We start from the raw sequence: 24464 nt of genomic DNA, 5'->3' as shown, positions 1-24464 counted from the left end.
AGCCGCAATAATGCTGCCCGTGGCGACAGCATCCGCAATAACTTCGACGACGACAGCACAGTCGTACCGCAGACCCAACCTGGTCAGCGTGGGCACGATCGTGTGGCTGTCCTCTGAGCTCATGTTCTTCGCGGCGCTGTTCGCGATGTACTTCACCATCCGGTCGGTGAGCGTCGGGAAGGGCCTCGAGTGGGGTCCGGCGCTGCTCCCTGCGGGCGCAGAGGCAGGCGACGTCGCTCATCTGAACATCCCGTTCGCGACGGTCAACACGATCATCCTGGTCCTGTCGAGTGTGACGTGCCAGCTGGGCGTGTGGGCCGCAGAGAAGGGGCAGGTCGGAAAGCTCCGCTTCTGGTACGTCGTCAGCTTCCTCATGGGCGCGATCTTCATCGCCGGGCAGCTGTACGAGTACGGCGAGCTGGCGTCAGAGGGCGCGACCTTGTCCGCTAACGCTTACACCTCGGTGTTCTACCTGACGACGGGCTTCCACGGCCTGCACGTGACCGGTGGCCTGATCGCGTTCCTCTTCATGCTGGGACGCACGTACGCCGCGAAGCGCTTCACGCATGAGCAGGCCACCAGCGCGATCGTCGTGTCCTATTACTGGCACTTCGTAGACGTCGTCTGGATCGGTCTTTTCGCGACCATCTACATCATTCGTTAAGGAACGGGATCTCTGTGACTAGGATCACCGCTTGGCGGCGGCATCCCCTCGCGAGATACGCCGTCCTGATTTTGGCGTTGGCGCTGGTCGGGATGGTATACGCCGCCTTTGTCCAGGCGGGTAAGCCTGCCGACGCGGCGCTGGCGGCCGGCAAGGTCGACGACGTGGCCGAGGGCAGGAGCCTGTTCGTACAGCACTGCTCCAGCTGCCACGGCATGAACGCGGAGGGCACCAGCTCGGCGCCCACGCTCATCGGTGTCGGCGCCGCGGCCGTCGACTTCCAGATGAGCACCGGCCGCATGCCGGCGGGCGCGCCCGGCCCGCAGGCGCCGCGCAAGCCGCCGGCGAACTGGGTCAACGAGACCACGACCCGCCAGATCGCCGCCTACGTCCAGTCGCTCGGCGGCGGGCCGCAGGTGCCCGGCCACGAGCAGGTCGACCCGAAGCTCGGTGACGCCGGCAAGGGTGGTGAGCTGTTCCGCGCGAACTGCATCCAGTGTCACAACTGGGTGGGCGCGGGCGGCGCGCTGACGCAGGGCAAGTACGCGCCCAACCTCAACGAGGCGACGCCCACGCAGATCTACGAGGCGATGATCACCGGCCCGCAGGCGATGCCGGTCTTCAACGACACGACGATCACGCCCGAGGAGAAGCGGAGCATGATCGCCTACATCACCCAGGTTCGCGAGCAGAGGGACCCGGGCGGCTTCGGTCTCGGCCGCATCGGCCCGGTCACCGAAGGTCTCGTAGCGTGGGTGGTGGGCCTGAGCGCCCTCGCACTCGCCGCCATCTGGATCACCGCGAAGAAGCGACAGAAGTCATGACAGACAACGAGCACGAGATCGAGCAGCCGGACGAACGCGTCCCCAAGCGCGTCATCGGCACCCCCGCACCGGGCACCTCGATGCTCGGCACCGAGGAGGCCGACAAGGCCGAACGCGACGTCCCCGGCGTGACGCTGCAGGACGAGGCCAAGGCGCGCAAGGCCGAGAAGATCGTGGCGCTCTGCTTCACGATCACCTTCCTGGCCGCCATCGCGTTCATCATCTCCTACGTGGTGTTCCAGGTCGGCAGTCCCGAGGCCACGGGCACCTCCAACCTCGCGCTGGGCTCCTCGCTCACGGTCGCGATCCTCGCCCTGGCGATCGGCATCGTGATCTGGGTCCGCCAGATCATGCCGAAGTACTCGCTGGTGCAGGAGCGCCACACGATGGCCTCCGACGAGGACGACCGCGAGGTCGTGAGCGAGACGTTCGTGCAGGGCGCCAACGAGAGCGGCTTCGTCAAGCGGAAGCTGCTCCGCCGCACCCTGCTGCTGGCCGCCGCGCCGCTCGGCCTGGTCCCCCTGGTCATGCTGCGCGACCTGGACAACAGCAAGATGCCGGGCGCCAAGTTCAACAAGACGCTGCGGCACACCGTCTGGGGCACCACCAACAAGGAGGGCAAGCCGCTCAGGCTCGTCGTCGAGGGCACCGGCCAGCCCATCAGGGCGGCCGACTTCAACTCGCCCGGCGGCATCCTGTCGGTCGTGCCCGAGGGCTACGAGCACGACCTCAACGCCCTCGCCAAGGCCACGCTGATCCTGATCAAGTTCCGTCCCGAAGAGCTCAAGGACGGCACCAACAAGAACTGGACGCACGACGGCATCGTCGCGTACTCCAAGATCTGCACCCACGTGGGCTGCCCCGCGGCCCTGTACGAGCAGAACACCCACCACATCCTCTGCCCGTGCCACCAGTCGACGTTCGACGCCGCCGACGGCGCGAAGGTCATCTTCGGCCCGGCCGCCCGGCCGCTGCCGCAGCTGCCCATCACCGTCGACTCCGAGGGCTACCTCATCGCCAAGGGCGACTTCGCGGTGCCTGTCGGACCCAGCTACTGGGAACGCGGTGACGCGGAGGCCGAGGCCAGGTCGAAGGGAGGCCAGGCATGAGCACCGAGCTCAAGTCCGCGCCCAAGGCCATCGCAGGCCCGTCGAACTGGCTCGACGAGCGTCTCGGCGGTGCCAGTTTCCTCAAGCGCAACATGCGCAAGATCTTCCCGGACCACTGGTCGTTCCTCCTGGGTGAGATCGCGCTCTACTCCTTCATCGTCCTGCTGCTGACCGGTACGTTCCTGACGTTCTGGTTCAAGCCCAGCATGATGGAGGTCGCCTACGACGGCTCGTACGCGCCGCTCAAGGGCGTCATGATGTCCGAGGCCTACGCGTCGGCGCTGGAGATCAGCTTCGACGTCCGCGGTGGTCTGCTCATCCGGCAGATGCACCACTGGGCGGCCCTGCTCTTCGTGGCCGGCATGATGGTCCACGCGCTGCGTGTCTTCTTCACCGGCGCGTACCGCAAGCCGCGCGAGATCAACTGGCTCATCGGCGTGCTGCTGCTGACGCTGGCGCTCGCCGAGGGCCTGACCGGCTACTCCCTCCCCGACGACCTGCTCTCCGGCGCCGGTCTGCGGATCACCGAGGGTGTGGCGATCTCGCTGCCGCTGGTCGGCACGTACATCACGTTCTTCCTGTTCGGCGGCGAATACCCGGGTGAGGATGTCATCTCCCGGTTCTACTCGCTGCACATCCTGCTCATCCCGGGCATCATCCTGGCTCTGGTCTCCGCCCACATGGTGCTCATGTGGGTGCAGAAGCACACCCAGATGCCGGGCAAGGGCCGGACGAACAAGAACGTGGTCGGCGCGCCGTTCTACCCGGCCTTCATGGCGAAGGCGGGCGCGTTCTTCCTGTTCACGCTCGGCGTGATCACCGGTCTGGCGACGTTCACCCAGATCAACCCGATCTGGCTGTTCGGCCCCTACACCCCGGCCGACGTCTCCGCCGGTTCGCAGCCCGACTTCTACATGGGCTTCCTCGAAGGCGCGCTGCGCATCATGCCGCCGTGGGAGATCAACCTCTTCGGCACCGCCCACGCCGGCACGCTGCCGCTGAGCGTCATCATCCCGGCCCTGGTGCCGATGGGCATCATCATGACGGGCCTCGCGCTCTATCCGTTCCTCGAACGGTGGATCACGGGCGACAACCGCGAGCACCACATCGCCGACCGTCCGCGCAACAACCCCCACCGCACCTCGATCGGCGTCTCCGCCATCACGTTCTACGGGGTGCTGTGGCTGCTCGGCGCCAACGACGAGATCGCGGCCAACTTCCACATCAGCCTCAACTGGACCACCTACGCCGGTCGAGTGCTGATCTTCGTCGCCCCGGCCCTGGCCTACCTGATCACGTACCGGATGTGCCTCGGCCTCCAGCGCGCCGACCAGGCGATCATCTCGCACGGCGTGGAGTCCGGCGTGATCAAGCGGCTGCCGCACGGTGAGTTCATCGAGGTCCACACGCCTCCGTCGGAGGACATGGAGGCGCACATGCGCGGCAAGGAGCCCGTGCCGATGCTTCCGGTGGACGAGGACAACTCGGGCATCCCGCCGAAGGGCATGCGCGGGCCGCTCGGCAAGCTGCGTGGACGCATGTCCCGTGCCTACGGCGGGGAGAAGATCCCGCTGGAGGACCCGCACGGGCACGGCCACGACGAGCACGACGAGCACGGGGAGGAGCACGCCGCCGTCGGCGCCGGTGCCGGCGCGAGCGACGAGCAGCACAGCATCACCCGCTGATCCCTGACGCCACAACCGCACGGGCCCGGCCGAGCACCTCGCTCGACCGGGTCCGTCGGTGTTTCCTGAGGAATTTCGCGGGGGCCTGCGGGGCCGGAAAACGCGCCGTTTCGCGAGGGGCTGGGGAACGCGCCGGACACGTCTCGCGCGCCGCACTGCGTTCCTGCTGAAGGTGACACGCCCGTTTACGTTCGTGCGGAAGGCGACACGCCGTTCACGCACGTCTCGACGCCCGGCGGGCGGACGGCGCGTGGGAGCGTCGCCGCGCCACCAGGGTGTCGCTCACGCCACGGGCGAGGCGCTGACCTCCGATCGTTCGCGGCACGGAGCTGTGCCGGGCCGGCTGCGTCGTGAGGGCGTCTGCGCGGGTGGCACGCGCTACGTCGGCCGGGGCGCGGCGGTCCGTGCCCGCCTGCCCGTCAGCGGCGACCGGGCGCGCCGTGTGTTCGCTTGCTCGCCCCAGGGCCTTTCAGCGGGCCGTGAGGGCGCCGGGGGTGCGCCGCTTACGTCAGCGCGGCTCCGCGAGTGCTGTCCGGTCGGTGCGGGAGCGGGCCGGCGGCGTGCGTGCGCCTGCGGGCCGCGACCGAGTCCGGCCAGGGCGTCGGGAAGGCGCACCCGCGAGAACGGTTCGCGCAGAGGCGCCTTCGTGCACGCGGGCGCGCGCATTCCTGCACGGGGGCGCGCAAGCGGGCAGGGAAGAGCGGCTGACCTGCTCAGGGCGTGCGCGGGTGGGGGTGGCGGCCGGTCGGCTCGGTGGGCGTTCGGGGTGGGACGCGTGGAGCGCACTATCTGCTCGCACAGGCCCAGAGGGACCGGCCGATGGGCAGCACTGAGTGGCCGACCGGGTCGGCGGGGGACGCCAGGGCGCGGTCGGATTGAAGGGGGCGCGGCCCGACAGGTGCGGGCCGCGCCGGTTTGCGAGGTGTGGTCGGTGGCCGAGTCAGTCGGCTTCGGGGAAGCCGATGGAGAAGGCGGCGTCGAGGTCGTGGCGGGAGTAGGCGCGGAAGGCGATGTGCGTCTCCGTGTTGAGCACTCCGGGCACCTTGTTGATCCGCCCCGGGACGACCTCGGCGATCTCCTCGTAGGCGGCGACCCTCACCATGGCCAGCAGGTCGTACTCGCCGGTGATGGAGTAGACCTCGCTGACCCCTTCGATCTCGGCGATCGTCTGGGCGACCTCCGGGATCCGGTCTACCTCTGCATTGATGTGGACGATAGCCGTGACCATGCCACAACTCTATCGTTTCACCTCAAAGGTCGCCCCTCCCGAGGACGGCGTTGATCAAGATGCCGGTACGCGAGGTCAATGCGCGCCTTATGTCGCGCCGCACCCCACGCGGGCAGGCTCCACTCGCCGTCGACCTCCACCAGCCGCACCCCCGGCGACTCCAGCCAGCGCAGGATGCACTCGGTCTCCTCGGCGCTGGCCGCGTGGACCGGCCCGGGACCGGGTTGCACCGACTCTGCGCCGGCCTTGAGCGCGGCCACGAAGGGAGTGGGATGGGTGCCCTTGGGCATGACCCCGGCGGCGGCCAGACGGCCGTACCGGATGACGTGGATGTCCCAGCCGCCGCCGAAGGCCGGGCTCGCGGCCACTAACTCGGGGATGCGGGTGATGGCGCTCAGCCGCTGCATGCGGGCCGCCGTACGGACGAAGGAGGCGAGCCGGTCGCGATCGACGGACGCCTCCTCGTAGCGCTGCTCGACCGAGAGCCGCTCCATGCGGGCGGTCACGGCGGTGAAGACGGGGGTGGCGTCCTGGGTCATGGCGCGGCGCGCGTTCTCGACGTGGACGGCGTACTCCTCGGGGCTCTCGCGTCCTTCGCAGGGCGCGCCGCAGCGGCCCATCTCGTGCAGCACGCACGCCGAGCGCCGGGTGCGCAGGGTCACCGGCTGCGTGCACTGCCGCAGCGGGACGGCCTCGTGGAGGGCGATGCGGGCGTCGTCGGCCAGCCGGGCGCTGCTGAACGGCCCGAGATAGGTGGCGCCGTCGTCTTTGAGATCGCGCACGATCGACAGGCGCGGGAAGACCTCGCTGGTCAGCTTCAGCCACAGCATCTTCTCGGGGAAGCGGGAACGGCGGTTGTAGCGCGGCTTGGCCCCGCCGATCAGGCGCAGCTCCCTGACCTCGGCCTCCAGCGCGGTGGCGCAGACGATGTGGCGCACCCGCTCGGCGATGCCGATCATCTCGCGGATGCGCGGCCGGGTCTCGCCCGCGGTGAAGTAGGAGCGTACGCGGTTGCGCAGGTTGGTGCTCTTGCCGATGTAGAGGATCTCGCCGCGCGCGTCCTCGAACATGTAGACGCCGGGCGCATGGGGCACGGACTCGGCGAGGTGGCGCTTGCGCTGCTGCTCGGGCGTGGGCGCGCGGACGAACGACTTGAGCTCTTCGAGCGTGTGGACCTGGAAGGACCCGGCCCGCTCGATCAGCCCGTGGAGCACGTCGACGGTGGCGCGGGCGTCCTGCAGCGCGCGGTGGCACGGCTCGACGGGGCTGCGGAAGAACCTGGCCAGCGTGGACAGCTTGGCGTTGGGGATCTCGTCGCGGGTCAGCACGCGCCGGGCGAGATCGACGGTGTCGAGCACGGGATTGGCCGGCGGGGATAGCCGAGCGCGGCGCAGGCCGCCTTGATGAAGCGGGTGTCGAACCCGGCGTTGTGCGCCACCAGCGTGGCGCCCCTGATGAACTCGAGGAAGCTCGGCAGCACCGACTCGATCTTCGGTGCGGCCATGACCATGGCGTCGGTGATGCCCGTCAGCACCGAGATGAACGGCGGGATCGGCCCCCCGGGATCGACCAGCGTGGAGAACTCGCCGAGCACCTCGCCGGCCCGCACTTTGACCGCGCCGATCTCGGTGATCGCGTCCTCGGCGGGCGCGCCGCCGGTCGTCTCGAGGTCGAACACGACGAACGTGACGTCGCTCAGCGGCGTGCCGAGCTCGTCGAGGGTGCCTTGAACCGGGTCCACGTTCCAAGACCATAGAAGGACGGACCGACAGGAACGAGTAAGCACCCCCCTTGATCCTTAGTTACCCTTCCCTTTATGTCCGCGGGAAGACTTGCCGGTCGCTACCTCCTTCTGCGCCCTCTGGGCGCGGGCGGCATGGGGAAGGTGTGGCAGGCCAGGGACGAGATGCTCGAGCGCGATGTCGCGGTCAAGGAGCTCACGCTGCCCGAGGGCATGTCGGAGAAGGAGCGCGCCGAGGCGGTGACGCGGGCGGTGCGCGAGGCGCAGGCCATGGCGCGGCTGCGCCATCCCGGCATCGTGGCCCTGCACGACGTGGTGGTCGAGCAGGACCGTCCGTGGCTGGTCATGGAGCTGCTGCGCGGCCGTACGCTGGGCGACACCATACGCGACTTCGGCCCGATGCCCGCCGACTACGCGGCCAGGGTGGGCGCCGACGTCCTCGAGGCGCTGATGGCCGCCCACGCCCAGGGGCTGCAGCACCGCGACGTCAAGCCGGGCAACGTGTTCCTGACCGAGAGCGGCCGGGTGGTGCTGACCGACTTCGGCATCGCCAGGCAGGAGGGCCAGGCCACGCTCACCCAGCAGGGCCTGATGGTCGGCTCGCCCGGATTCATCGCGCCCGAGCGGCTGGAGGGCCACCCCGGGGGTCCCGCCAGCGACATGTGGTCGCTCGGCGCCACGCTCTACGCCGCGCTGACCGGCACGCCCGCCTACGTCGGGTCGGTGGCCGAGCGCGTACGCGCCACGCTCACCCAGCCGGTGCCGGTCGCGCCGGGTCCGCTCGGGCCCATCGTGGCCGCGATGATGGCGCAGAACCCCGCCGCACGCCCCGAGTCCCGGCTGGTCGTGCAGGCGCTCAGACAGGTCGCCGCGGGCGGCCCGGCGCCCGCGCTGCCGGTCCCCGAAGTGCCCACCCAGCCGAGCGGGACGGGAGGTCACGGCCGGATGGCCGTGCTGGTCGCGGCAGTCGTGGTGGTGGCGCTGGCCGCGGCGGCCACCACCGTGTTCCTGTGGCTGCGCGACCGCGACGGCGCCGCGGCGGCCGGGTTCACCACGCCCATGGACGTCTGCACGATGATCAGCAAGCAGGAGCTGAGCGGCATCCTGCGTACCAGGAACCTGCCCGAGGACCAGCCGGACGCCGACGAGGCGGGCCCGGAGTGCGCCTGGACGCTTCCTCAGGCCGGGACCGGCGTGAGCATCCAGGTGCAGAAGGACTCCGACACGGTCGATCCCTGGTCGATGACCGAGGCGTCGGCGCGCAAGCTGTACCAGAGCCAGAAGCGCTGGTGGAGCAGGTACGACTCGCTCGACTGGACCTGGCCCGAGATCGGCCAGAAAGAGAGCACCAAGGCCGCCCGCACCCCGTTGCGCGACATCCCTGAGCTCGGCGACGAGGCGTTCGGCTTCGAGCTGGCGGGCCCCACCGGCCAGATGCACACCTCGTACATCATCTACCGGGTTGCCAACCTCGTGGTGGCCGTCATGTACACCACGCTCGCCGACGGGCCGACCGACGAAGACATCAAGCAGCGGGCTCTGAGAGCCGCGCAGGCGAGCATACGGACGTTGCGCGATGGTGGCTGAGCTCTATCTCCTGGCGGGCCGCTACCGGCTCATCGAGCGGCTCGGCCAGGGCGGCGCCGGCACGGTGTGGCGGGCCATCGACGAGGTGCTCGACCGGCAGGTCGCCGTCAAGCAGGTACGCGTGCCCGAGGGCATGTCCCAGCGCGAGCACGCCGAGTTCATCGACCGCGCCATCCACGAGGCCAGGTCCGCGGGACGGCTGCGCGACCCGGCCATCGTGCTCGTCCACGACGTCGTCATCGAGGGCGCGCAGCCGTGGATCATCATGGACCTGGTCAGCGGCCGCTCGCTCGACAAGGTGATCAAGGAGAGCGGTCCGCTGCCCCCGGGGTACGTCGCCGCGATCGGGCTGCGCGTGCTGTCGGCGCTGGAGGTCGCGCACGCCCACGGCATGCTGCACCACGACGTCAAGCCGGCCAACATCCTGCTCGACGCCGACGGCACGGCGATGCTCACCGACTTCGGCATCGCCACGCCGATGAGCGGTCAGGGCGGTCCCTTCGGCCACGCGGGCTCGCCCGGCTACATGGCTCCAGAACGGCTCAACGAGCAGCCCTCGGGCCCCGCGTCCGACCTGTGGTCGCTCGGCGCGAGCCTCTACACCGCGGTCGAGGGGCGCGCGCCGTTCGACCGCGGGATGCCCGCCGCGATCGCCGCCGCGGTGCTGCTGCACGAGCCGCCGTATCCGGCCAGGGCCGGCCGCCCCTGGGCGACCTGCTGATGGCCATGCTCGCCAAGGACCCGGCGGCGCGGCCGCCGGCGGCGCACGTACGCCAGGTGCTGTCCGCGGTGACCACCATGACGACCCCATCGGGCACCTCCACCGCGCCCCGGCCCGCCCGGCGCCGCCGGTGGGTGCTGCCCGTGGCGCTCGCCGCCGTCGCGGTGCTGGGCGCGGGCGGCTGGTACGCGGTCAGCGCGCTCGGCACGTCCACGGCCCCCGCCGGCCGGTACGCCACCGCGCCCGACCCCTGCAAGCTGCTGACCACCGAGCAGGTCACCAAGCTCATGAAGGCCGACCAGGTCCGCGTGTTGCCCTCCATGACGGGGGAGTGCCAGTGGAAGGACGACACCACCCAGTACATCCTCACCGTGCGGGTCCGGGCCGAGCAGCCCACGAAGGACGTCAGCGGGCCGCAGGTGGCAGAGCGCCGGTTGGCCAGCGAGCGGCGGACGCGGGCCGCGGCCGAGGGCACCTCCCAGCGGCAGCTGTGGGGGAGCGTCCGCGACGTCGAGGGCATCGGGGAGCAGGCGATCCTGCAGAACGGCTGGAAGAGGTATCTCAACTCCGGCACAGAAGGTTCATCGGACAGCCGGTTGCTCTTCCGTACAAGTAACCTGCTGGGCGAGGTCATCTGGCATCGGGAGGATGTCAACGGCAAGACGGAGGCCAACGACGAGAAGACCGCGATAGACGCCGCCCGCCTGGTCGTCGCGGCACTACCGGAATAATCCGACGATCGTGTCGCAAGCGCCTCGCAAGGGGTGTGGCTAGCATGTTTCCCCGCAAGCCAGGGCAACCTCAGGAGTCGCAGTGAATCCCGGTAGTGATTACGGGCCGCCGAACCCCTATCAGGTCCCGGGCGGGCAACCCCAGCCACCACACCCGCCGCAGGACGGAGCGGCAGGCGGTCCTCCCGACGGACCGACCCCTCCGCAGGACGGCCCTCCGGGGCATCCGGGCGGTCCTCCTGGCGGGTATCAGGTCTGGCCTCCGAACGAGCAGCAGCAGCCTCCGCCGCCCCCGGGCGGGTTCCCCGGGCCCTATGGCGGGCCCCCGTACATGCCGCCGAACGGCCCCCACCCCGCCCCGCCGGGCGCCTACCCGCCCCCGGGGAGCGGTCCTTCGGGCTGGCCGCAGGGCGGATACCCGAACGGCCGCCAGGGAGGTCCGCCAAGCGGACCTCACGATGGGAGCGCTCCTGCGGGTTGGTCGCCGAGCGCGTATCCGAGCGGCCCCCAGGGCGGGCCGCCGAGCGGTGCGCAGGACGGGCCGGGAAGCGCTCCTGCGGGCTGGCCGCCGGAGGGTGCCCTGCCGGGTGGTCCCCAGGACGGGGCGGGCAGCGGGCCTTCGGGGTGGCCGCAGGGTGGACCGCCGAGCGGACCTCACGATGGGAGCGCTCCTGCGGGTTGGTCGCCGAGCGCGTACCCGAGCGGCCCCCAGGGCGGGCCGCCGAGTGGCCCGCAGGACGGGGCCGGCAGTGGCTCTTCGGGCTGGTCACAGGGTGGGTTCCCGAGTGGCCCGCAGGACGAGGCGGGGAGCGGGCCTTCCGGCTGGCCTCAGGGCGGGCCGCCGAGTGGCCCGCAGGACGGGGCCGGCAGTGGCCCTTCGGGGTGGCCGCAGGGCGGATACCCGAGCAGTCCTCAGGGTGGGCCGCCGAGCGGGCCACAGGATCGGGCGCCGGGTGGGACCGCGTACCTGCCGCCCACACTGCCCCCGACCCTGTCGCCGCAGATGCCGCAGGACCAGGCGGCCATGCCGCCCACGCTGCCGCCAACCAACCCTCCGGTGCTCACGCCGGACGGCGGCTCCAAGCGCCCGGCGTGGATGATGCCCACGCTCGCCGCCGCGCTCGTCGTGCTGGTGGCCGCGGCGGGGGTGGGCGCGTTCCTGCTGTGGGGCCCGGAGGACAGCGGCGGAGGCGGCAACCCGCCGGTCGCCCGTACGTCGGGCGAGGGCACCGCGAGTCCGAGCGCGACCGGCGTGTCCGTCGATGTGTGCTCGATGCTGCCCAAGGACGAGGCCGACCGCCTGGTGCCGGGCGCGACCGTGGAGAAGCGGTCCCGGGAGGACGACTACACGATCAACTTCTCCTGCAACTGGCTGAACAACCGCATCTCGTACGGCGAGTACTGGCGCAGCCGGGAGATCGACGTCAAGATCAACCAGCACAAGGGCGAGGGCACCAAGACGGGCCGCGCGATGGCGCAGAACTCGTACGAGGCCGACTATCGCGGCGGCAAGTACCGCGAGACGGCCAAGCCCGAGCTCGATCCGGACGAGAAGGAGTACATCTCGCCGGTCAAGGACATCCCGAACGTCGGCGACGGCGCGTTCGCCCAGTACACCTGGCGCCGCTCGGGCAAGCTCCTGTGGTACGCCTACGGCACCGCGTACGCGCGGGTCGGCGACATGACGATCGAGGTCAAGTACCAGGCCGGCCAGCAGCGTAAGGACGCGGCCATCCTGTCGAACGAGACCGCGCAGGCGGTCACGGAGGAGAACGCGATCCGCGAGGTGAGCGGCCTGATCGTGCACTTCGCCAAGGGCGTGGCCGAGTGGCAGCGCAAGCACCCTGACGTGCTGGCGCAGGCGGACCCGACGCCCACGGCGACCACCCCGTCCACCCCGGCGCCGACCGCCACTCCGACGCCGTCGCCGACGGTGCTGGCCTCGTTCCCCGCCGAATGCGCGGCCGTCACCGACACCGCGCTCAAGCTGGTGCCCGACGCGGAGACGCGGGCGCGCGGTACCCAGGTCGGCGACGACAACCAGACCGAGTGCCGCTGGCTCAACAGGAACCTTCCGGCCGGCGAGGGCAAGATCAAGATCCGCAGCGCGCTCATCACGGTTCACCGCTTCACCAACCGGGCGGGGGCCGAGGACGTGGGCGCCGCCAAGGACTTCTACGCCACCGACCGCGGCCGGGCCAAGGGCACCGCGGAGTCCACGATCGGCTTCATCACCTGGGGCAAGCTGACCGACATCAAGGGGCTCGGCGACGAGGCGTTCAAGCAGTACGTCCAGCACAGGGGCGGCGATGTGGCGGCCTCCAGCGGCTCGTACGTCATCCGCAAGGGCTCGATGGTGATCAGCGTGGACTACTCGGGGCACCAGCGGCCGGAGAAGGCGGAGATGAACGCGCCCAACGTCGAGATGATGTCGGAGAAGGAGGGCTTCGAGAGCGCGCTGACCCTGGCCAAGGCGTACCTGGCCACGCTGTCCTCCGGCGGCTGACGATCCAGCACGTCAGCCGCCGGAGGGCTGACGGTCCGGCACGTCAGCCGCCGGAGGGCTGACGGTCCGGCACGTCGGTCCGAGGGGTGACGGTCCGGCACGTCAGGCGGGGGTGACGGTCCGGCGCGTCAGGCCGGGGTGTCGCGGAGGCGTTCCACGCGGATGCCGCGCAGCAGCAGCTCCGACACCGCCGCCGCGGCCAGCAGGCTGAGCAGCAGGGCGGCGCCCACGACGAGCGCGACGGGCGCCGCCGCGATGTCGTGCGGCAGCGGCGGCGTGACCGGCGGCTCGGTGAACTGCGGGATGCGCCGCAGCGCCGCGCTCGCCGCCGCCAGCCCGGCGAGCAGCCCGGCCAGCGTGCCCGCCGTGACCGTGATGAGCTGTTCGAGCAGCAGCGCGACCCGCAGCGCCGACACCCGGGCGCCCGCCGCCTCCAGCGCGGCCAGCTCGTACGCCCGCCGCCGGGCCGCCGTGCGCAGCGCCAGCACCGTACGTCCGAGCGCGAGCGCCGCTGCGGCCAGCGCCGACACCAGCAGCAGCAACAGCGCAAGGCCCGGCCCGCGCGCCGCGAACGAGGCGGCCAGCTCGCTCGCGTGCCGCCGGCTCACCACCGTCAGCCCCTGCTCGGTCAGCGCCCGCTCCAGCGCGGCCACGTCGGCCGTCCGCGTCCACACCTGGAACTGGGCCTGCTCGTGCACGCCGTACGCCATCCTGTCGGCCTGCTCCAGGTCCACGATCGCGCCCGCGTCGGTCAGGCCGGGCGCGGCGGACGAAGTCGCGACGGCGTGGGCGGGTGCGGCGTAGCCGTTGTCCAGGCCGGGCAGCGCGCGGCTGCCGACGACCCCGACCACCAGGGCGGCCGGCTGGGGCCGGTAGGTGTCGGGGCGCAGCGTCTGGTTGCCGACCGGGGTGATGCCGAACGTGCCGCCGCGCTCGCGCGGGTTCTGGTCCACCCGCCAGGGCGGCAGGTCGAGGGCCTTCCAGCGGCCCTGGTCGCGTACGGACATGGCGGTGACGCGCACCCGTACGAACGCAGACTCCGCGTACTGGGCGGGGGAGATCGGCTCGCCCTGGAAGGCGCGCAGCTCGCAGGGCGACTCCCGGCAGATCGGCGGCAGGTTCCACGCGTGCACGCCGGAGCGCCCGCGCAGCTCGCCGAGCGGGATCAGCGTGGGAGTGCGCCGGTCGGGTACGCGCAGCAGCGCCGACAGCCGGATCGTCCAGCCCTCGGGCGGCAGGTCGTGGGCGACCGTCACGCGGAAGCGCTCGCCCTTCAGCCACACGCGCGGCGTTTGGGGGCCCTTCAGTCCGGACAGCGCGTCGGCCAGCGATCGGCCGCCCGCCAGCTCGGGACGCCAGTGGCCGACGGCGGCGAGCCGGTCCGGGTCGGTGGCGATGAGCTGCGGCGGCCCCGGCATCTTGATCACCGGCGCGGCCATGGTGCCCGACCGGTCGGCGGCGGCCACAGCGGCCATCAGCCGGCTCGGCTCGACCGGGCGTACCGTGATGGCGGTCGGCGCGCCGTTGTGGAACCTGGCCGCCTCCTCGTAGTCGCCTGACGTCGCGCTCCACGCCGACACCGCGAACGTCGCCAGCCCGAACGCCGTCCCCAGCACGATCACGCTGCCCGCCGTCACCGGGCCGCGCGCGACCTGCCGCAGCGCGAGGAACGGGCCCAGCCCGCCGCGCCGCCTGGTCACCCCGAACAGCCGCCCCGCCAGCACCGGAACCGCCCGGCTGGCCAGCAGCGCCGTGCCCAGCGCGATCAGGCCGGGCACCGCGAGCGCGCCCGAGCTCTGCCCTGACACGTCGGTGATGACGCCCGTGGCCAGCAGCTCGACCAGGCCGAGCGCGGTGATCGAGAGCACCGCGACGTCCAGCACCCAGCCCCGCGCCGACCTGCGCGGCGTGCGCCGCCACTCCTCCGTCACCGGGCGGGTCGCGGTGCGCCAGGCGGCCAGCGCCGCCGCCAGCACCCCGCCCAGCATGGCCGCCACCCCGGCCGCCGCCGCCTCCGGCGGGAACGTGACCGGGATGCCCGGCGGCAGCAGCACCCTCGCCATCGCCTCAGCGGCCACCCGGCCGAGCAGCAGGCCGAGCGGCACCGCGACCGCCAGCAGCAGCACCGGCTCGGTGAGCGCATACCGCCACACCCGCGCCCTGCCGTGCCCGCGCAGCCGGGCAAGGGCCAGCTCCGCGCTCCTCGCCCTGACCAGGTCGCCCACCGTCTGGAACAGCAGCATCCAGCCGAGCCCGACGAGCTGGGCCACCACGAGCAGCGTCGGGACGCCGAGCGAGCCGGTGTCGGCGGTCAGCCGCTTGAGCGTCTCGGCGATCCGCGAGTACACGATCGCCTCGCTCTCCCGGCCCGCCTGCTCCGCGCTCGCCTGCATGGCGGCCAGCTTCGGCACGTCGTCGCCCTCGACGCGGGAGGGATCCACATAGACGATGCCGTAGTCGGTCCAGCCGTTCGGCCGGCCCGAGGCGTCGGTGCCGCCGCCCAGCGCGTACGTCTGCAGCCGGGTCTCCGGCACCGTGAACAGCGCGTCCGCCTTGCCGTCGCCCGGGTCGCCCGTCGTGGAGAACAGCGTGCGGCCGAACCAGAACGGGTCCGTCGGCGAGCCTGGACGGTACAACCCGACGACCGTGAGCGGCGCGGGCACCCGCCGGTTCGCACTCTGCTCCATCTCGACGATCGAGCTGAGGCGCAGCCGCTGCCCCACCGTGAAGCCGGACGCCTGGCTCGCCATCACCTCCCTGCCCGCGCTCGGGCAGCGGCCCTTCGCCAGCGTCAGGTGCTCGCACTGGCCGTCCTGCCAGATCAGCGTGTAGACGGCCTCGTCGTTCACCCGGCCGCTGGTCGTCTCCATGCCCAGGATCGGCGGTGCGGTGAAGCCGGCGCCCGCCGTGAACGCCGCCAGCTTCCCCTCGATGTCGCCCGTCTTGGTGGTGTAGCGCCAGCCCCGGCCTTCGAGCGGCGCCGTGGTCAGCGCGTTCCTGGCGATCGCCGTGCGCGCCGCGGCCGAGTAGACGGGGCCGGCGGCCGCCGACGCGATTGGCACCACCGCGATGAGCAGCACGACCAGCGAGAGCGTGCGGCGCTCCCACAGACCCCGCAGGATCACGGCTCGGCCCTCCTGAGCGCGATGCCGTCAGGCAGCTCCTCGATCCGCGCCATCGAGCCAGGGGGCAGCAGATGGTGGTACTCGGGCGGCACCTGGACCCCGCCTTCCCTGCCCACCACCACGAAGTCCTCGCCGCGGCGGCCCTCGGCGCCGACCCGGCCGTCCCTGATCGTCACCGTACGGCTCAGCGCCGCGCTCACCGCCGTGTCGTGCGTGACGACCACCGCCGTCGTGCCCTCGGCCGCCGCCGCCCGCTTGATCAGCTCGACCACCCGCGTTCCGGACTCCTCGTCGAGCTGGCTGGTCGGCTCGTCGGCCAGCAGCAGCCTGGGCCGGTTGGCGAGGGCGACCGCCAGCGCGAGCCGCTGCTGCTCGCCGCCCGACATGCGCCCCGCCGGCCGGTCGCCGGCGCCGTCCAGCCCGACCAGGCGCAGCAGCTCGCGGGCCCGCCGCCGGTCCCGCTTGACCGCACGCTGGGCGAAGGCGACGTTCTGAGCGGCGTTCAGGTAGCCGATGAGGTTGCGCGCCGGGTTCTGCAGCACCATGCCGATCCTGGACGCCCGCAGCCGGTCCAGCCTGCGCTGGTCGAGGCGGCCCATGTCGATGCCGTCCAGCCACAACCGGCCCGCGCTCGGCCGCAGCAGCCCCGCCAGCAGCCACAGCAGCGTCGACTTGCCCGCCCCCGACGGGCCCAGCAGGGCGACCGTCTCGCCCTCGTTTATCACCAGATCCACATCGCGCAGCGCCACGACCTCCACATCGCGCGCCTTGTAGATCTGCACGATCCCGTCGCATCTCACCAGGCTCATGAACTGCCCTTCCCGGCACGGGGCGGCGCGCCGGCGCGCAGGTTGACGACGCGGTCGCAGCGCTCGGCCACCTCGGGGTCGTGGGTCGCGATCACCAGCGTGGTGCCCTGCCCGGCCGCCGCCAGCAGCTCGTCCAGGACGATCTCGCGATGGTCGGGGTCCTGCTCGGCCGTCGGCTCGTCGGCCAGCAGCACCCGGGGCCGCAGCGCCAGCGCCCTGGCCACCGCCACCCGCTGCTGCTGCCCGCCGGACAGCTCCTCCACCAGGTGGTCGGCGAACTTCGCCACCCGTAATCGCTCCAGTGCCTCCGCCGCCAGCCGCATCGCCTCCGGTGGCGGGATGCCCGCGGCGCGCAGCGCGACCTCGACGTTCTCGGCCGCCGTGAGCAGGCTCAGCAGCCCGTACGACTGGAACACCAGGGCCAGCTCGGCCCGCAGCTCCGGCTGCGCGTCCAGCGGCACCCCGTGCACCAGCACCCGGCCCGCCGCGGGCGGGAGCAGCCCGGACAGCGTGGTCAGCAGCGTCGTCTTGCCCGAGCCCGACGGGCCCATGAGCGCGACGCGTTCGCCGGGGAAGAGCTCCAGCGTGAAATCGGAGATGATCGTGCGGCCGTCGGCGCGGCAGGCGAGGGCGCGACACGCGAGCGCCGGTCCTCCAGTCGTCACGCGCGGATCATCCTCTGGCGGAACGAACCCCGTCAACGGTTAAAGGGGCTGCAACCCGGTTGCAAGTCGGACAAATAGCGTTATCAGGGCAGGCGCCTGAGCCGCGCGATCGCGTTTGCCCAGTACAGGGGCATGGGCAAACGCTGGGGGATCGCGCGGCTCGTCTGCTTTCCCGCGCCTGCTCACGGCGTCTCGGCCGGACCTTCAGCGGCTTACGGAGCTTGGCGGGTCTCTACGGACCCCGGGTGGGTCCCTACGGCGGGTCCAGGGTGAGGCCCTCGATCGTGTCGGGTGAACTTCGTGGACCGGGCGGGACCCTCGGACGCACGGAGGTGCGGCGGTCGCTCGGAGCCTCGCGGACGAGGAACGGGTCGAGCAGGCCGGGGACGGTGGCGGCGGCCAGGTCGAGGCCGTCCGAGCGGCCCACGTCCACCACCTCGTAGTGGCCGCGTCCCGCCGCCGTCGTGGCCGAGACCGTGAGCAGGCCGGAGCGGCGCTGGAAGAACGTCTCGGTGAACGTCCAGCCCGCGACACCGCGCCGGTCGAGCGCGACCGTGCGCCGCACCACCGCACCCCTCCTGGTGATCAGGTGGCGAGGGCTCAGCGCGTGACCGAGGTTCGCGGCACCCGCCACGGCCAGCCACAGCCCGTACGCCAGCACCGCCACCGGCACGGCCACCGCCGCCACGATCCAGCCCCCGCCGATCGCACCTGCGCCGATCCAGTCCCCGCCGATCGCACCTGCGCCGACCCAGCTTCCGCCGATCGCATCGTCGCCCATCCCGCTACCGCCGACTGAGCCTGCGCCGACCCCGCTCTGGCCGCTCATACCCGCGCCGATCAGGCCCTCGGCCCACGGCACGGCCCCCGCCCGCACAGCCACCACCAGCCCCGCCGACAGCATCGCCACGGCCCCGGCCGCCGCCAGCGCCCGTACCACGCGCCTGCGCAACGCGGCGACCGGATGCCGCACGGGCGCCACCAGGGCCCGAGCCAAGTCGCTCTCCTCCGCCACCGCCGCCACTGCCGCCGAGCCCGGCGCAGCAGCGGTGCCCGGCCGCTTGGGGCCGCCCGGATGCGCGCCTTCGGACGCAACCCCCTGATGCCCGGGCAGCGGCCCGAGGCGGTCGGGCGCGGGGACCTGATGCCCGGGCAGCGGCCCGTCGCTGAGGCGGTCGGGCGCGGGGTCCTGATGCGCAGGCAGTGACCCATCGCCAAGGCGGTCGGGCGCGGGCACGCGGGGTGGAAGGCCGGGCGCCGGTGCGAGCCCTGGACGTCCAGACACGGGGACGGGCGCCCACGCCCGGTCCAGCGCCTCGGGCGCGGGTGCGGAAGGGGGACGCGCGGGCACAGAGGCGAGCGGGCTGTGCGTCGCGACGGCGGTGGCGATGTGGAGGGCGGTGGCGCGGGGGAGTGGCGGGGTCAGGGCGGCGGTGTCCTCGGTGTCCTCGTCGTCGGTCTTGGCCAGTCCTGTGGCGATGGTCTTGACGCGGGCGGCCCCGGCCAGGCGCAGCAGGAGGGGCTCGTGCAGCTCCACCCCGCGCAGGCGGCGTTCCTCCAACGTCAGCGAGCGGGTGGTGAGCAGGCCGCGCCGGAGCCGGATCCTGCCGGGCTCGCGGTCGAGCCGGTAGCGGCCCCACGACTCGGCGAACAGCAGCATCGCGCCCGCCACCCCCACCACCACATGCACAGCGAGCAGCAGCGGGATGGCGAGCAGCGGCTGCGTCACGACCCACTCCCACAGCTCGCGCGCCAGCCGGGTGGTGACATTCTTCAGCCCGAACGAGTCGAACATCTTGAACAGCGCCGCGAGCAGCGCCGCCGTCCCGGTGAACGTCCACACCGATAGCGGCGCGTACCTGATCCACGACCACCGCAGCTCGGCGAGCGGCCCGTCGCAGGATTCGGCCGTCTCGCCCTGGTGCAGCAGTGCGCGGCGCAGCGCCTCGGCGTCGTGCCGGGTCAGCGGGTCGAGCGCCAGCTCAGGTTCGTCGCCCGCGTGCTCGCCGGTGCCGACTTTCACCACGGTGAGCCCGAAGACGCGGCGCACGGGGTCGGCGCGCAGATCGACGCTGCGCACGCGGTCGCGGGGGACCGCGCGGTGCCGCCGGGTGGTGATGCCGGAGCGCAGCTCCAGCCGTTCGGGGGTCAGCCGCCAGCGGGTGGTGCGCAGCCTGAGCACGTCGTACGCGACCGCCGCCGCCACGATCAGCACCGCGGCCCCGGCGCACGCCGCGACGACGCCGCCGGGCGGCAGGTCAAGGCCGGTGAGCAGCCGTACGAGGCCGAACGCGGCCCCCGCCGCGACCGCCAGCGACTTGACCCCGGTCACCCACAGGCTCCGCCGCGAAACCGTCCGCCACCGCGTCGAAGGCCCGTTCACGTCGCGTCCCCCGGAGTGGCCTGGGTGCGGGCGGTGAGGTGGTCGGCGAGGTCGGCCGCCAGCTCGTGGCCGAGCCCGCCGATGGTGATCGCGCCCGCCGACGACGCGGTGGTGACGGTGACGTCGGCCAGCCCGAACAGCCGCTGCACCGGCCCACGCGCGGTGTCGACCCGCTGGATCCTGGACATCGGCGCCACCCGCCACCGGTGCGTCAGCAACCCCGTACGGGTGTAGACGGCGTCGTCGGTCACCTCCCACCGCTCCACCCGGTAGGACACGCGCGGCGCCACCACGGCCAGCGCCAGGCACCCGAGCGCGAAGACCGCCACCAGCGCGCCCAGCCAGCCGGGCCGCGAGGTGAACAGCGCGTACGCCGCCACCGCCGCGCCCGCCAGTGGCGCCATCAGCATGAGCCACTGCACCGTCCACCACGAGACCGCCCGAGGGTCGGCCTGGTGGCGCGGCGGACGCAGCCCGGTCGCGCTCATCCGTCCTCCTCTTCCCGCCGCAGCGACCCGGCCGTGGCCAGCAGCGCGACCCCGAGCACGCCGATCACGATGGACGCGAACACCTCATATCCCTTGAGCACCGGCAGGACGTTGACCACGAGCAGGCCGTCCGCCCACTTCCACCAGCCCCACACGGCGTCGGCCAGGCCGGCGACCCCTTGCAGGAGCAGCAGCCAGCCCGCCACCGTCAGCACCGCTTGCATGCCGCCAAGCCTGGCCCGGCCGATGCGGCGGGCGCGTCGGCCGTAGGTCTCGTCAGGTATCGACTTTGGTCGCTGTCGGCGCACCCCCGGTAGGGCCTAACCTCGATGAACGTGACGGAACTGCGGGGAGACGAGGCGCCCGTCCACGCATACCGGTGGGCCCTGCCGTCGGTGCTGCTGGGCGACGCCCGCGACGGCGGGCGCGTGCGGCGCTCCACTCGCGACTGGATCGTCGACATCCTCATGTTCCTGGCCGCCTGCTTCATCACCTTGGTGTCGCTCGGCGAGCTGGAGAAGCAGCCGACGTCCGAGCCGCTGATGGCGGTGGAGCAGGTGGCGGGGGCGCTGGCCTGCGCGTCGGTGTGGCTGCGGCGCCGCTGGCCGGTGGCGCTGTCGCTGGTGCTCGCGGTGCTGTCGTCCTACCTGGAGCTGGTGGGCGGGGCGTGCGTGGTGGCGCTGTTCACGGTGGCGGTGCACCGGCCGTTCAAGATCTCGGCGCCGATCGCGCTGATCAACTTCCTCACCCTGGCCCCCTACGTGGTCCTGCGCCAGCAGAGCGACGACGACCGGGCCTGGGCGCTGGCGCTGGGCGTGACGGTCGTGCTGATGGTGTTCGCGTGGGGCGTCGTGGTCAGGGCGCGGCGGCAGCTCGTCTGGTCGCTCAGGCAGCGCGCGGAGAGCGCCGCCCAGCAGGCCAAGCAGCTCGAACGCGAGCGCATCGCCAGGGAGATGCACGACGTGCTGGCCCACCGCATCTCGATTCTCAGCCTGCACGCGGGCGCGCTGGAGTTCCGTCCCGACGCGCCGCCGGAGGAGATCGCCAGGGCGGCGGGTGCCATCAGGACCAGCGCCCACCAGGCGCTGCAGGACCTGCGCGAGGTGATCGGCGTGCTGCGGCACGGCGAGCCCGACGCCGACCTGGTGCCCGACCGGCCGCAGCCCACGCTGGCCGACCTGCCGGCCCTGGTCGAGGAGTGCCGCCAGGCGGGCATGGACGTCCGGCTCGACCTGCGGGCCGGCGGAGTGCCCGAGGGGCAGGGCCGCAACCTCTACCGCATCGTCCAGGAGGCGCTGACCAACGCGCGCAAGCACGCGGGCGACGTCCCGGTGACCGTCACCGTCGGCGGGGAGCGCGGCAAGGAGCTGACGGCGGAGGTGCGCAACCCGCTGGCGGCGCGCCACGGCGCCCGCCTGCCCGGCGCGGGTGCCGGGCTCATCGGACTGACCGAGCGTGCCGAGCTGGCGGGCGGCCGGCTCGAGCACGGTCCGACGCCGGAAGGAGAGTTCGTGGTACGCGCCTGGCTGCCGTGGCCGGTGGAGGCGACCAGGGAGGAGACCTCATGACCACACCCGCCGACGGCGGTCCCATCACGGTGCTCATCGTCGACGACGACCCGATGGTGCGCGCCGGGCTGACGATGATCCTCGGCGGCGCCGGCGACATCAAGGTGGTGGGGGAGGCGGCCGACGGCTCGGAGGTGCCGCCGCTGGTCGCCGAGCACCGGCCGCGCGTGGTGCTGATGGACATCCGCATGCCGGGCGTCGACGGGCTGACCGCCACCGAGGCGCTGCGCCGCACGTCCGCGCCGCCCGAGGTGGTGGTGCTGACCACGTTCCACGCCGACGCGCAGGTGCTGCGGGCGCTGCGGGCGGGCGCATCCGGGTTCCTGCTCAAGGACATCGCGCCCGCCGACCTGGTGGCGGCCATCAGGAAGGTCGCGGCGGGCGAGCCCATCCTGTCGCCCGCGGTGACCCGCCAGCTCATCAGCCACGTCTCCGACGGCGGGGCGGACGAGCGCACCGCGCGGGCCAGGAAGCTGCTCGCGCGGCTCAGCGAGCGCGAGCTGGAGGTCGCCAGGGCCGTCGGGCAGGGGAAGTCGAACGCCGAGATCGGGCGCGAGCTGTACATGAGCGTGCCCACGGTCAAGGCGCACGTCTCACGCATCCTCACCAAGCTCGACCTCAACAACCGCGTCCAGGTGGCGCTGCTCGTCTACGACGCGGGTTCGTAGCGGGCTCGCGGCAGGTGCGGCGGACGCCGGCGCGGCGCATGAAGCCCGGCTCGCCGGGGGTGAAGACCGTGCGGTGCAGGGCCGCCCTCAGCGGCGCCGGATCCGGCTCGAACCAGAGCGCCCGTGGTGCTGGGATCCCAGCTTTTTCGCGCACCAGGCGCATCAGCCCGCACCGTGTGCGCAGGTCGTCGTCCGGAAAGCCCGGAACCGCCTGCGGCGCAGGTGCCAGGCGGGCCGCACGGCGGGTGTCACGGCCGTCCCGACCGGCGGTGGAGAGAAGGGTCTCGCTGGACAGGCCGTTCTCCGACGGCCTGGTGAGCTCCGAGACCGGCGCGTCCGCGCCGGCCTTCTTCGGGAGCCGGGCGTTGGCGCGTTCCCGCAGTTCGGCCAGGTCGCGGGTGGAGGTGCGAAGCCGCCCGGCGACGACGGACCTCCCGGGCGGACACGGGGCCCATGACGGTCATAAAGCGCCTAGCGAGCGCTTGTCCACCTTGGGGCGGCCGTTACGGTCAGGTACGCGACGGCCGTACCCTTGTCTGAAAGGGCATGTCACGAAGGGACAAGTGGGATGAGTTCAGCGGGTGAAGGCCTGTCTCGCCCGCTTCCCGAGCAGGTGAGGCTCAACGTCGTGGACCTGGCCTCTCAGGTCCTCGGCTCGATGCCGCCTGCCGCCATCCCGCCACCCCTGCGTGGCATCGCCAAATTCGATCCCCGTAAGCGCGCGAAACTCGGCAGCGCGCCCATCGCGGCACAGCTCGAAAACGACAAGAAGTTCCGCGAGCTGGTCGCCGAGTCCGTCGCCGCCGGCTGGCCGGAGCTCGTCGCCGCGCTGGCCGAGGGCAACGTGCCACCGGCGGCCGATCCCGTCCTGGTGGCGGCGGCAGCCTACCTGACCCGGCCGCCCGGTTGGGCGGAAATGATCGAAATCGCCCGAGCCGACCTCGAACGTTCGGCCGTGGCGGCGGAGGACTCCGAGCGCGAGGAGGCGGTCGCCCGCCTGCGCGAGCAACTCGCCGCGCAGAAGAGCGCCGCGAAGGAGGAGGCCGACCGGCTGCGCGAGCAGCTCAAGGCGGCCCGCGCGGAGAACTCCGACCTGCGCCGCAAGCTCCACGACGCCCGCGAGCGCGCCAAGGCGGCCACCCGGCGGGCCGAGGAGATGGAGCGGGCGGCCGAGGAGGCCAGAGCGGCTGCCTCCCACGCCGGCAGCGGCGCCGAGGCCGAGCTGCGGCGGCTGCGCGAGCGCCTCGCCGACGTGGAGAAGCAGCTCGAAGCATCGCGCCGGGCCGCACGCGAGGGCAGGAGCATCGAGGACGCCCGCATTCGCGTGCTGCTCGACGCGCTCCAGGACGCCTCCGCCGGGCTGCGCCGCGAGCTGGCGCTGCCGACCACGATCAGCCGGCCCGCCGACTCGGTCGCCGCGATCACCGGCGAGCGCCCCAGCGTGCGCGGCGTGCCCGCGCGCGCCCTGGCCGACGACGACCCGCAGCTGCTCGACCAGCTCCTCGCGCTGCCGCAGATCCACCTCATCATCGACGGCTACAACGTCACCAAGACCGGCTACGGCACCCTCACCCTCGCCGACCAGCGCACCCGCCTGATGAACGCGCTCGGCGGCCTCGTCGCCCAGACCAGGGTCGAGGTGACGGTGGTCTTCGACGGGGCCGAGCTCAACGCGCCGGTGCAGGTGGTGGCGCCGCGGGGGGTGCGCGTGCTGTTCAGCGCGCCGGGGGAGATCGCCGACGACCTGATCCGCCAGCTCGTACGCGCCGAGCCGCCCGGCCGGGCCATCGCCGTGGTCTCCTCCGATCGGGAGGTCGCCGACTCCGTACGGCGGATGGGTGCGAGACCCGTTCCGTCGGGATTGCTGCTGCGCCGGCTTAGCCGCGCATAATTACGAATTGGTGCGTTTAGCCTTACCTCACGCGCCACTTCTGTACTATTTCGCCCCAGATTAAGATCCCT

Annotated in this window: 18 protein-coding genes and 1 pseudogene; 11 read left to right on the top strand and 8 right to left on the bottom strand. The window is 72.3% G+C overall.

The window, feature by feature from the left end; translation table 11 throughout:
• Window positions 1-10: 10 nt before the first annotated feature.
• From WBK31_RS22865 to WBK31_RS22850, 4 genes are read left to right on the top strand one after another with little or no spacing between them, the layout of a single operon-like run.
• The gene (locus WBK31_RS22865) at window positions 11-664 is read left to right on the top strand and encodes a heme-copper oxidase subunit III (protein WP_364055246.1); all 654 of its coding nucleotides are present in this window, start codon (window positions 11-13) and stop codon (window positions 662-664) included.
• Window positions 665-678: 14 nt separating this feature from the next.
• Window positions 679-1488, top strand: a complete 810-nt coding sequence (locus WBK31_RS22860; RefSeq protein WP_364055243.1) for a c-type cytochrome — start codon at window positions 679-681, stop codon at window positions 1486-1488.
• Entirely contained in the window at window positions 1485-2597 is a 1113-nt protein-coding gene (locus tag WBK31_RS22855) for a Rieske 2Fe-2S domain-containing protein (protein ID WP_364055240.1), read from the top strand. Before WBK31_RS22860 ends, WBK31_RS22855 begins: the two co-directional genes overlap by 4 nt.
• A complete protein-coding gene (locus WBK31_RS22850; protein ID WP_406673100.1) occupies window positions 2594-4282 on the top strand; it encodes a cytochrome bc complex cytochrome b subunit in 1689 nt (562 codons plus the stop codon). The genes WBK31_RS22855 and WBK31_RS22850 overlap by 4 nt, the downstream gene beginning before the upstream one ends.
• 940 nt (window positions 4283-5222) lie before the next feature.
• Here WBK31_RS22850 and WBK31_RS22845 read toward each other — a convergent pair.
• Together WBK31_RS22845 and WBK31_RS22840 are read right to left on the bottom strand one after the other, a co-directional pair.
• Complete coding sequence (locus tag WBK31_RS22845) at window positions 5223-5510, bottom strand: Lrp/AsnC ligand binding domain-containing protein (RefSeq protein ID WP_364055234.1); 288 nt, start codon at window positions 5508-5510, stop codon at window positions 5223-5225.
• Between the two features lie 17 nt (window positions 5511-5527).
• A pseudogene (locus WBK31_RS22840) lies at window positions 5528-7251 on the bottom strand (DEDD exonuclease domain-containing protein).
• A gap of 75 nt (window positions 7252-7326) precedes the next feature.
• On the opposite strand from WBK31_RS22840, the gene WBK31_RS22835 reads away from it, so the two are divergent.
• From WBK31_RS22835 to WBK31_RS22820, 4 genes are all read left to right on the top strand, one after another.
• A complete protein-coding gene (locus WBK31_RS22835) occupies window positions 7327-8838 on the top strand; it encodes a serine/threonine-protein kinase (RefSeq protein ID WP_364055228.1) in 1512 nt (503 codons plus the stop codon).
• Window positions 8828-9559, top strand: coding sequence for a serine/threonine-protein kinase (locus WBK31_RS22830; protein WP_406673099.1), 732 nt, complete (start codon window positions 8828-8830; stop codon window positions 9557-9559). The genes WBK31_RS22835 and WBK31_RS22830 overlap by 11 nt, the downstream gene beginning before the upstream one ends.
• A 5-nt stretch (window positions 9560-9564) precedes the next feature.
• Window positions 9565-10290: a hypothetical protein gene (locus tag WBK31_RS22825; RefSeq protein ID WP_406673098.1), complete on the top strand. Its 726-nt coding sequence runs from the start codon at window positions 9565-9567 to the stop codon at window positions 10288-10290.
• 1003 nt (window positions 10291-11293) lie between these two features.
• The gene (locus WBK31_RS22820) at window positions 11294-12796 is read left to right on the top strand and encodes a hypothetical protein (protein ID WP_378787655.1); all 1503 of its coding nucleotides are present in this window, start codon (window positions 11294-11296) and stop codon (window positions 12794-12796) included.
• Between the two features lie 128 nt (window positions 12797-12924).
• Here WBK31_RS22820 and WBK31_RS22815 read toward each other — a convergent pair whose 3' ends face one another.
• The 6 genes from WBK31_RS22815 to WBK31_RS22790 form a co-directional block, all read right to left on the bottom strand.
• A complete protein-coding gene (locus WBK31_RS22815; protein WP_406673097.1) occupies window positions 12925-15921 on the bottom strand; it encodes an FtsX-like permease family protein in 2997 nt (998 codons plus the stop codon).
• Window positions 15918-16730, bottom strand: a complete 813-nt coding sequence (locus tag WBK31_RS22810; protein ID WP_364055216.1) for an ATP-binding cassette domain-containing protein — start codon at window positions 16728-16730, stop codon at window positions 15918-15920. Before WBK31_RS22810 ends, WBK31_RS22815 begins: the two co-directional genes overlap by 4 nt.
• The gene (locus tag WBK31_RS22805) at window positions 16727-17395 is read right to left on the bottom strand and encodes an ATP-binding cassette domain-containing protein (protein ID WP_378787659.1); all 669 of its coding nucleotides are present in this window, start codon (window positions 17393-17395) and stop codon (window positions 16727-16729) included. Before WBK31_RS22805 ends, WBK31_RS22810 begins: the two co-directional genes overlap by 4 nt.
• A 253-nt stretch (window positions 17396-17648) precedes the next feature.
• The gene (locus WBK31_RS22800; RefSeq protein ID WP_406673096.1) at window positions 17649-19727 is read right to left on the bottom strand and encodes a PH domain-containing protein; all 2079 of its coding nucleotides are present in this window, start codon (window positions 19725-19727) and stop codon (window positions 17649-17651) included.
• Window positions 19728-19774: 47 nt separating this feature from the next.
• On the bottom strand, window positions 19775-20266 hold the full coding sequence (locus tag WBK31_RS22795) for a PH domain-containing protein (RefSeq protein WP_364055207.1): 492 nt from the start codon (window positions 20264-20266) through the stop codon (window positions 19775-19777).
• Window positions 20263-20490: a hypothetical protein gene (locus WBK31_RS22790; RefSeq protein ID WP_364055204.1), complete on the bottom strand. Its 228-nt coding sequence runs from the start codon at window positions 20488-20490 to the stop codon at window positions 20263-20265. The genes WBK31_RS22795 and WBK31_RS22790 overlap by 4 nt, the downstream gene beginning before the upstream one ends.
• Window positions 20491-20601: 111 nt before the next feature.
• Between WBK31_RS22790 and WBK31_RS22785 the strand changes: the two genes are divergently transcribed.
• From WBK31_RS22785 to WBK31_RS22775, 3 genes are all read left to right on the top strand, one after another.
• Window positions 20602-21834, top strand: coding sequence for a sensor histidine kinase (locus WBK31_RS22785; RefSeq protein WP_378787663.1), 1233 nt, complete (start codon window positions 20602-20604; stop codon window positions 21832-21834).
• The gene (locus WBK31_RS22780) at window positions 21831-22502 is read left to right on the top strand and encodes a response regulator (protein WP_378787665.1); all 672 of its coding nucleotides are present in this window, start codon (window positions 21831-21833) and stop codon (window positions 22500-22502) included. The genes WBK31_RS22785 and WBK31_RS22780 overlap by 4 nt, the downstream gene beginning before the upstream one ends.
• Before the next feature lie 628 nt (window positions 22503-23130).
• Window positions 23131-24393 carry an NYN domain-containing protein gene (locus tag WBK31_RS22775; RefSeq protein WP_364055196.1) on the top strand — a complete coding sequence of 421 codons (1263 nt, stop codon included), beginning with the start codon at window positions 23131-23133 and terminating at the stop codon, window positions 24391-24393.
• The last annotated feature ends 71 nt before the right edge of the window (window positions 24394-24464 follow it).

This window comes from Nonomuraea sp. N2-4H, assembly GCF_045291505.1.
Taxonomy (GTDB): domain Bacteria; phylum Actinomycetota; class Actinomycetes; order Streptosporangiales; family Streptosporangiaceae; genus Nonomuraea; species Nonomuraea fastidiosa.
This window is presented reverse-complemented; position numbering and strand designations above follow the sequence as displayed.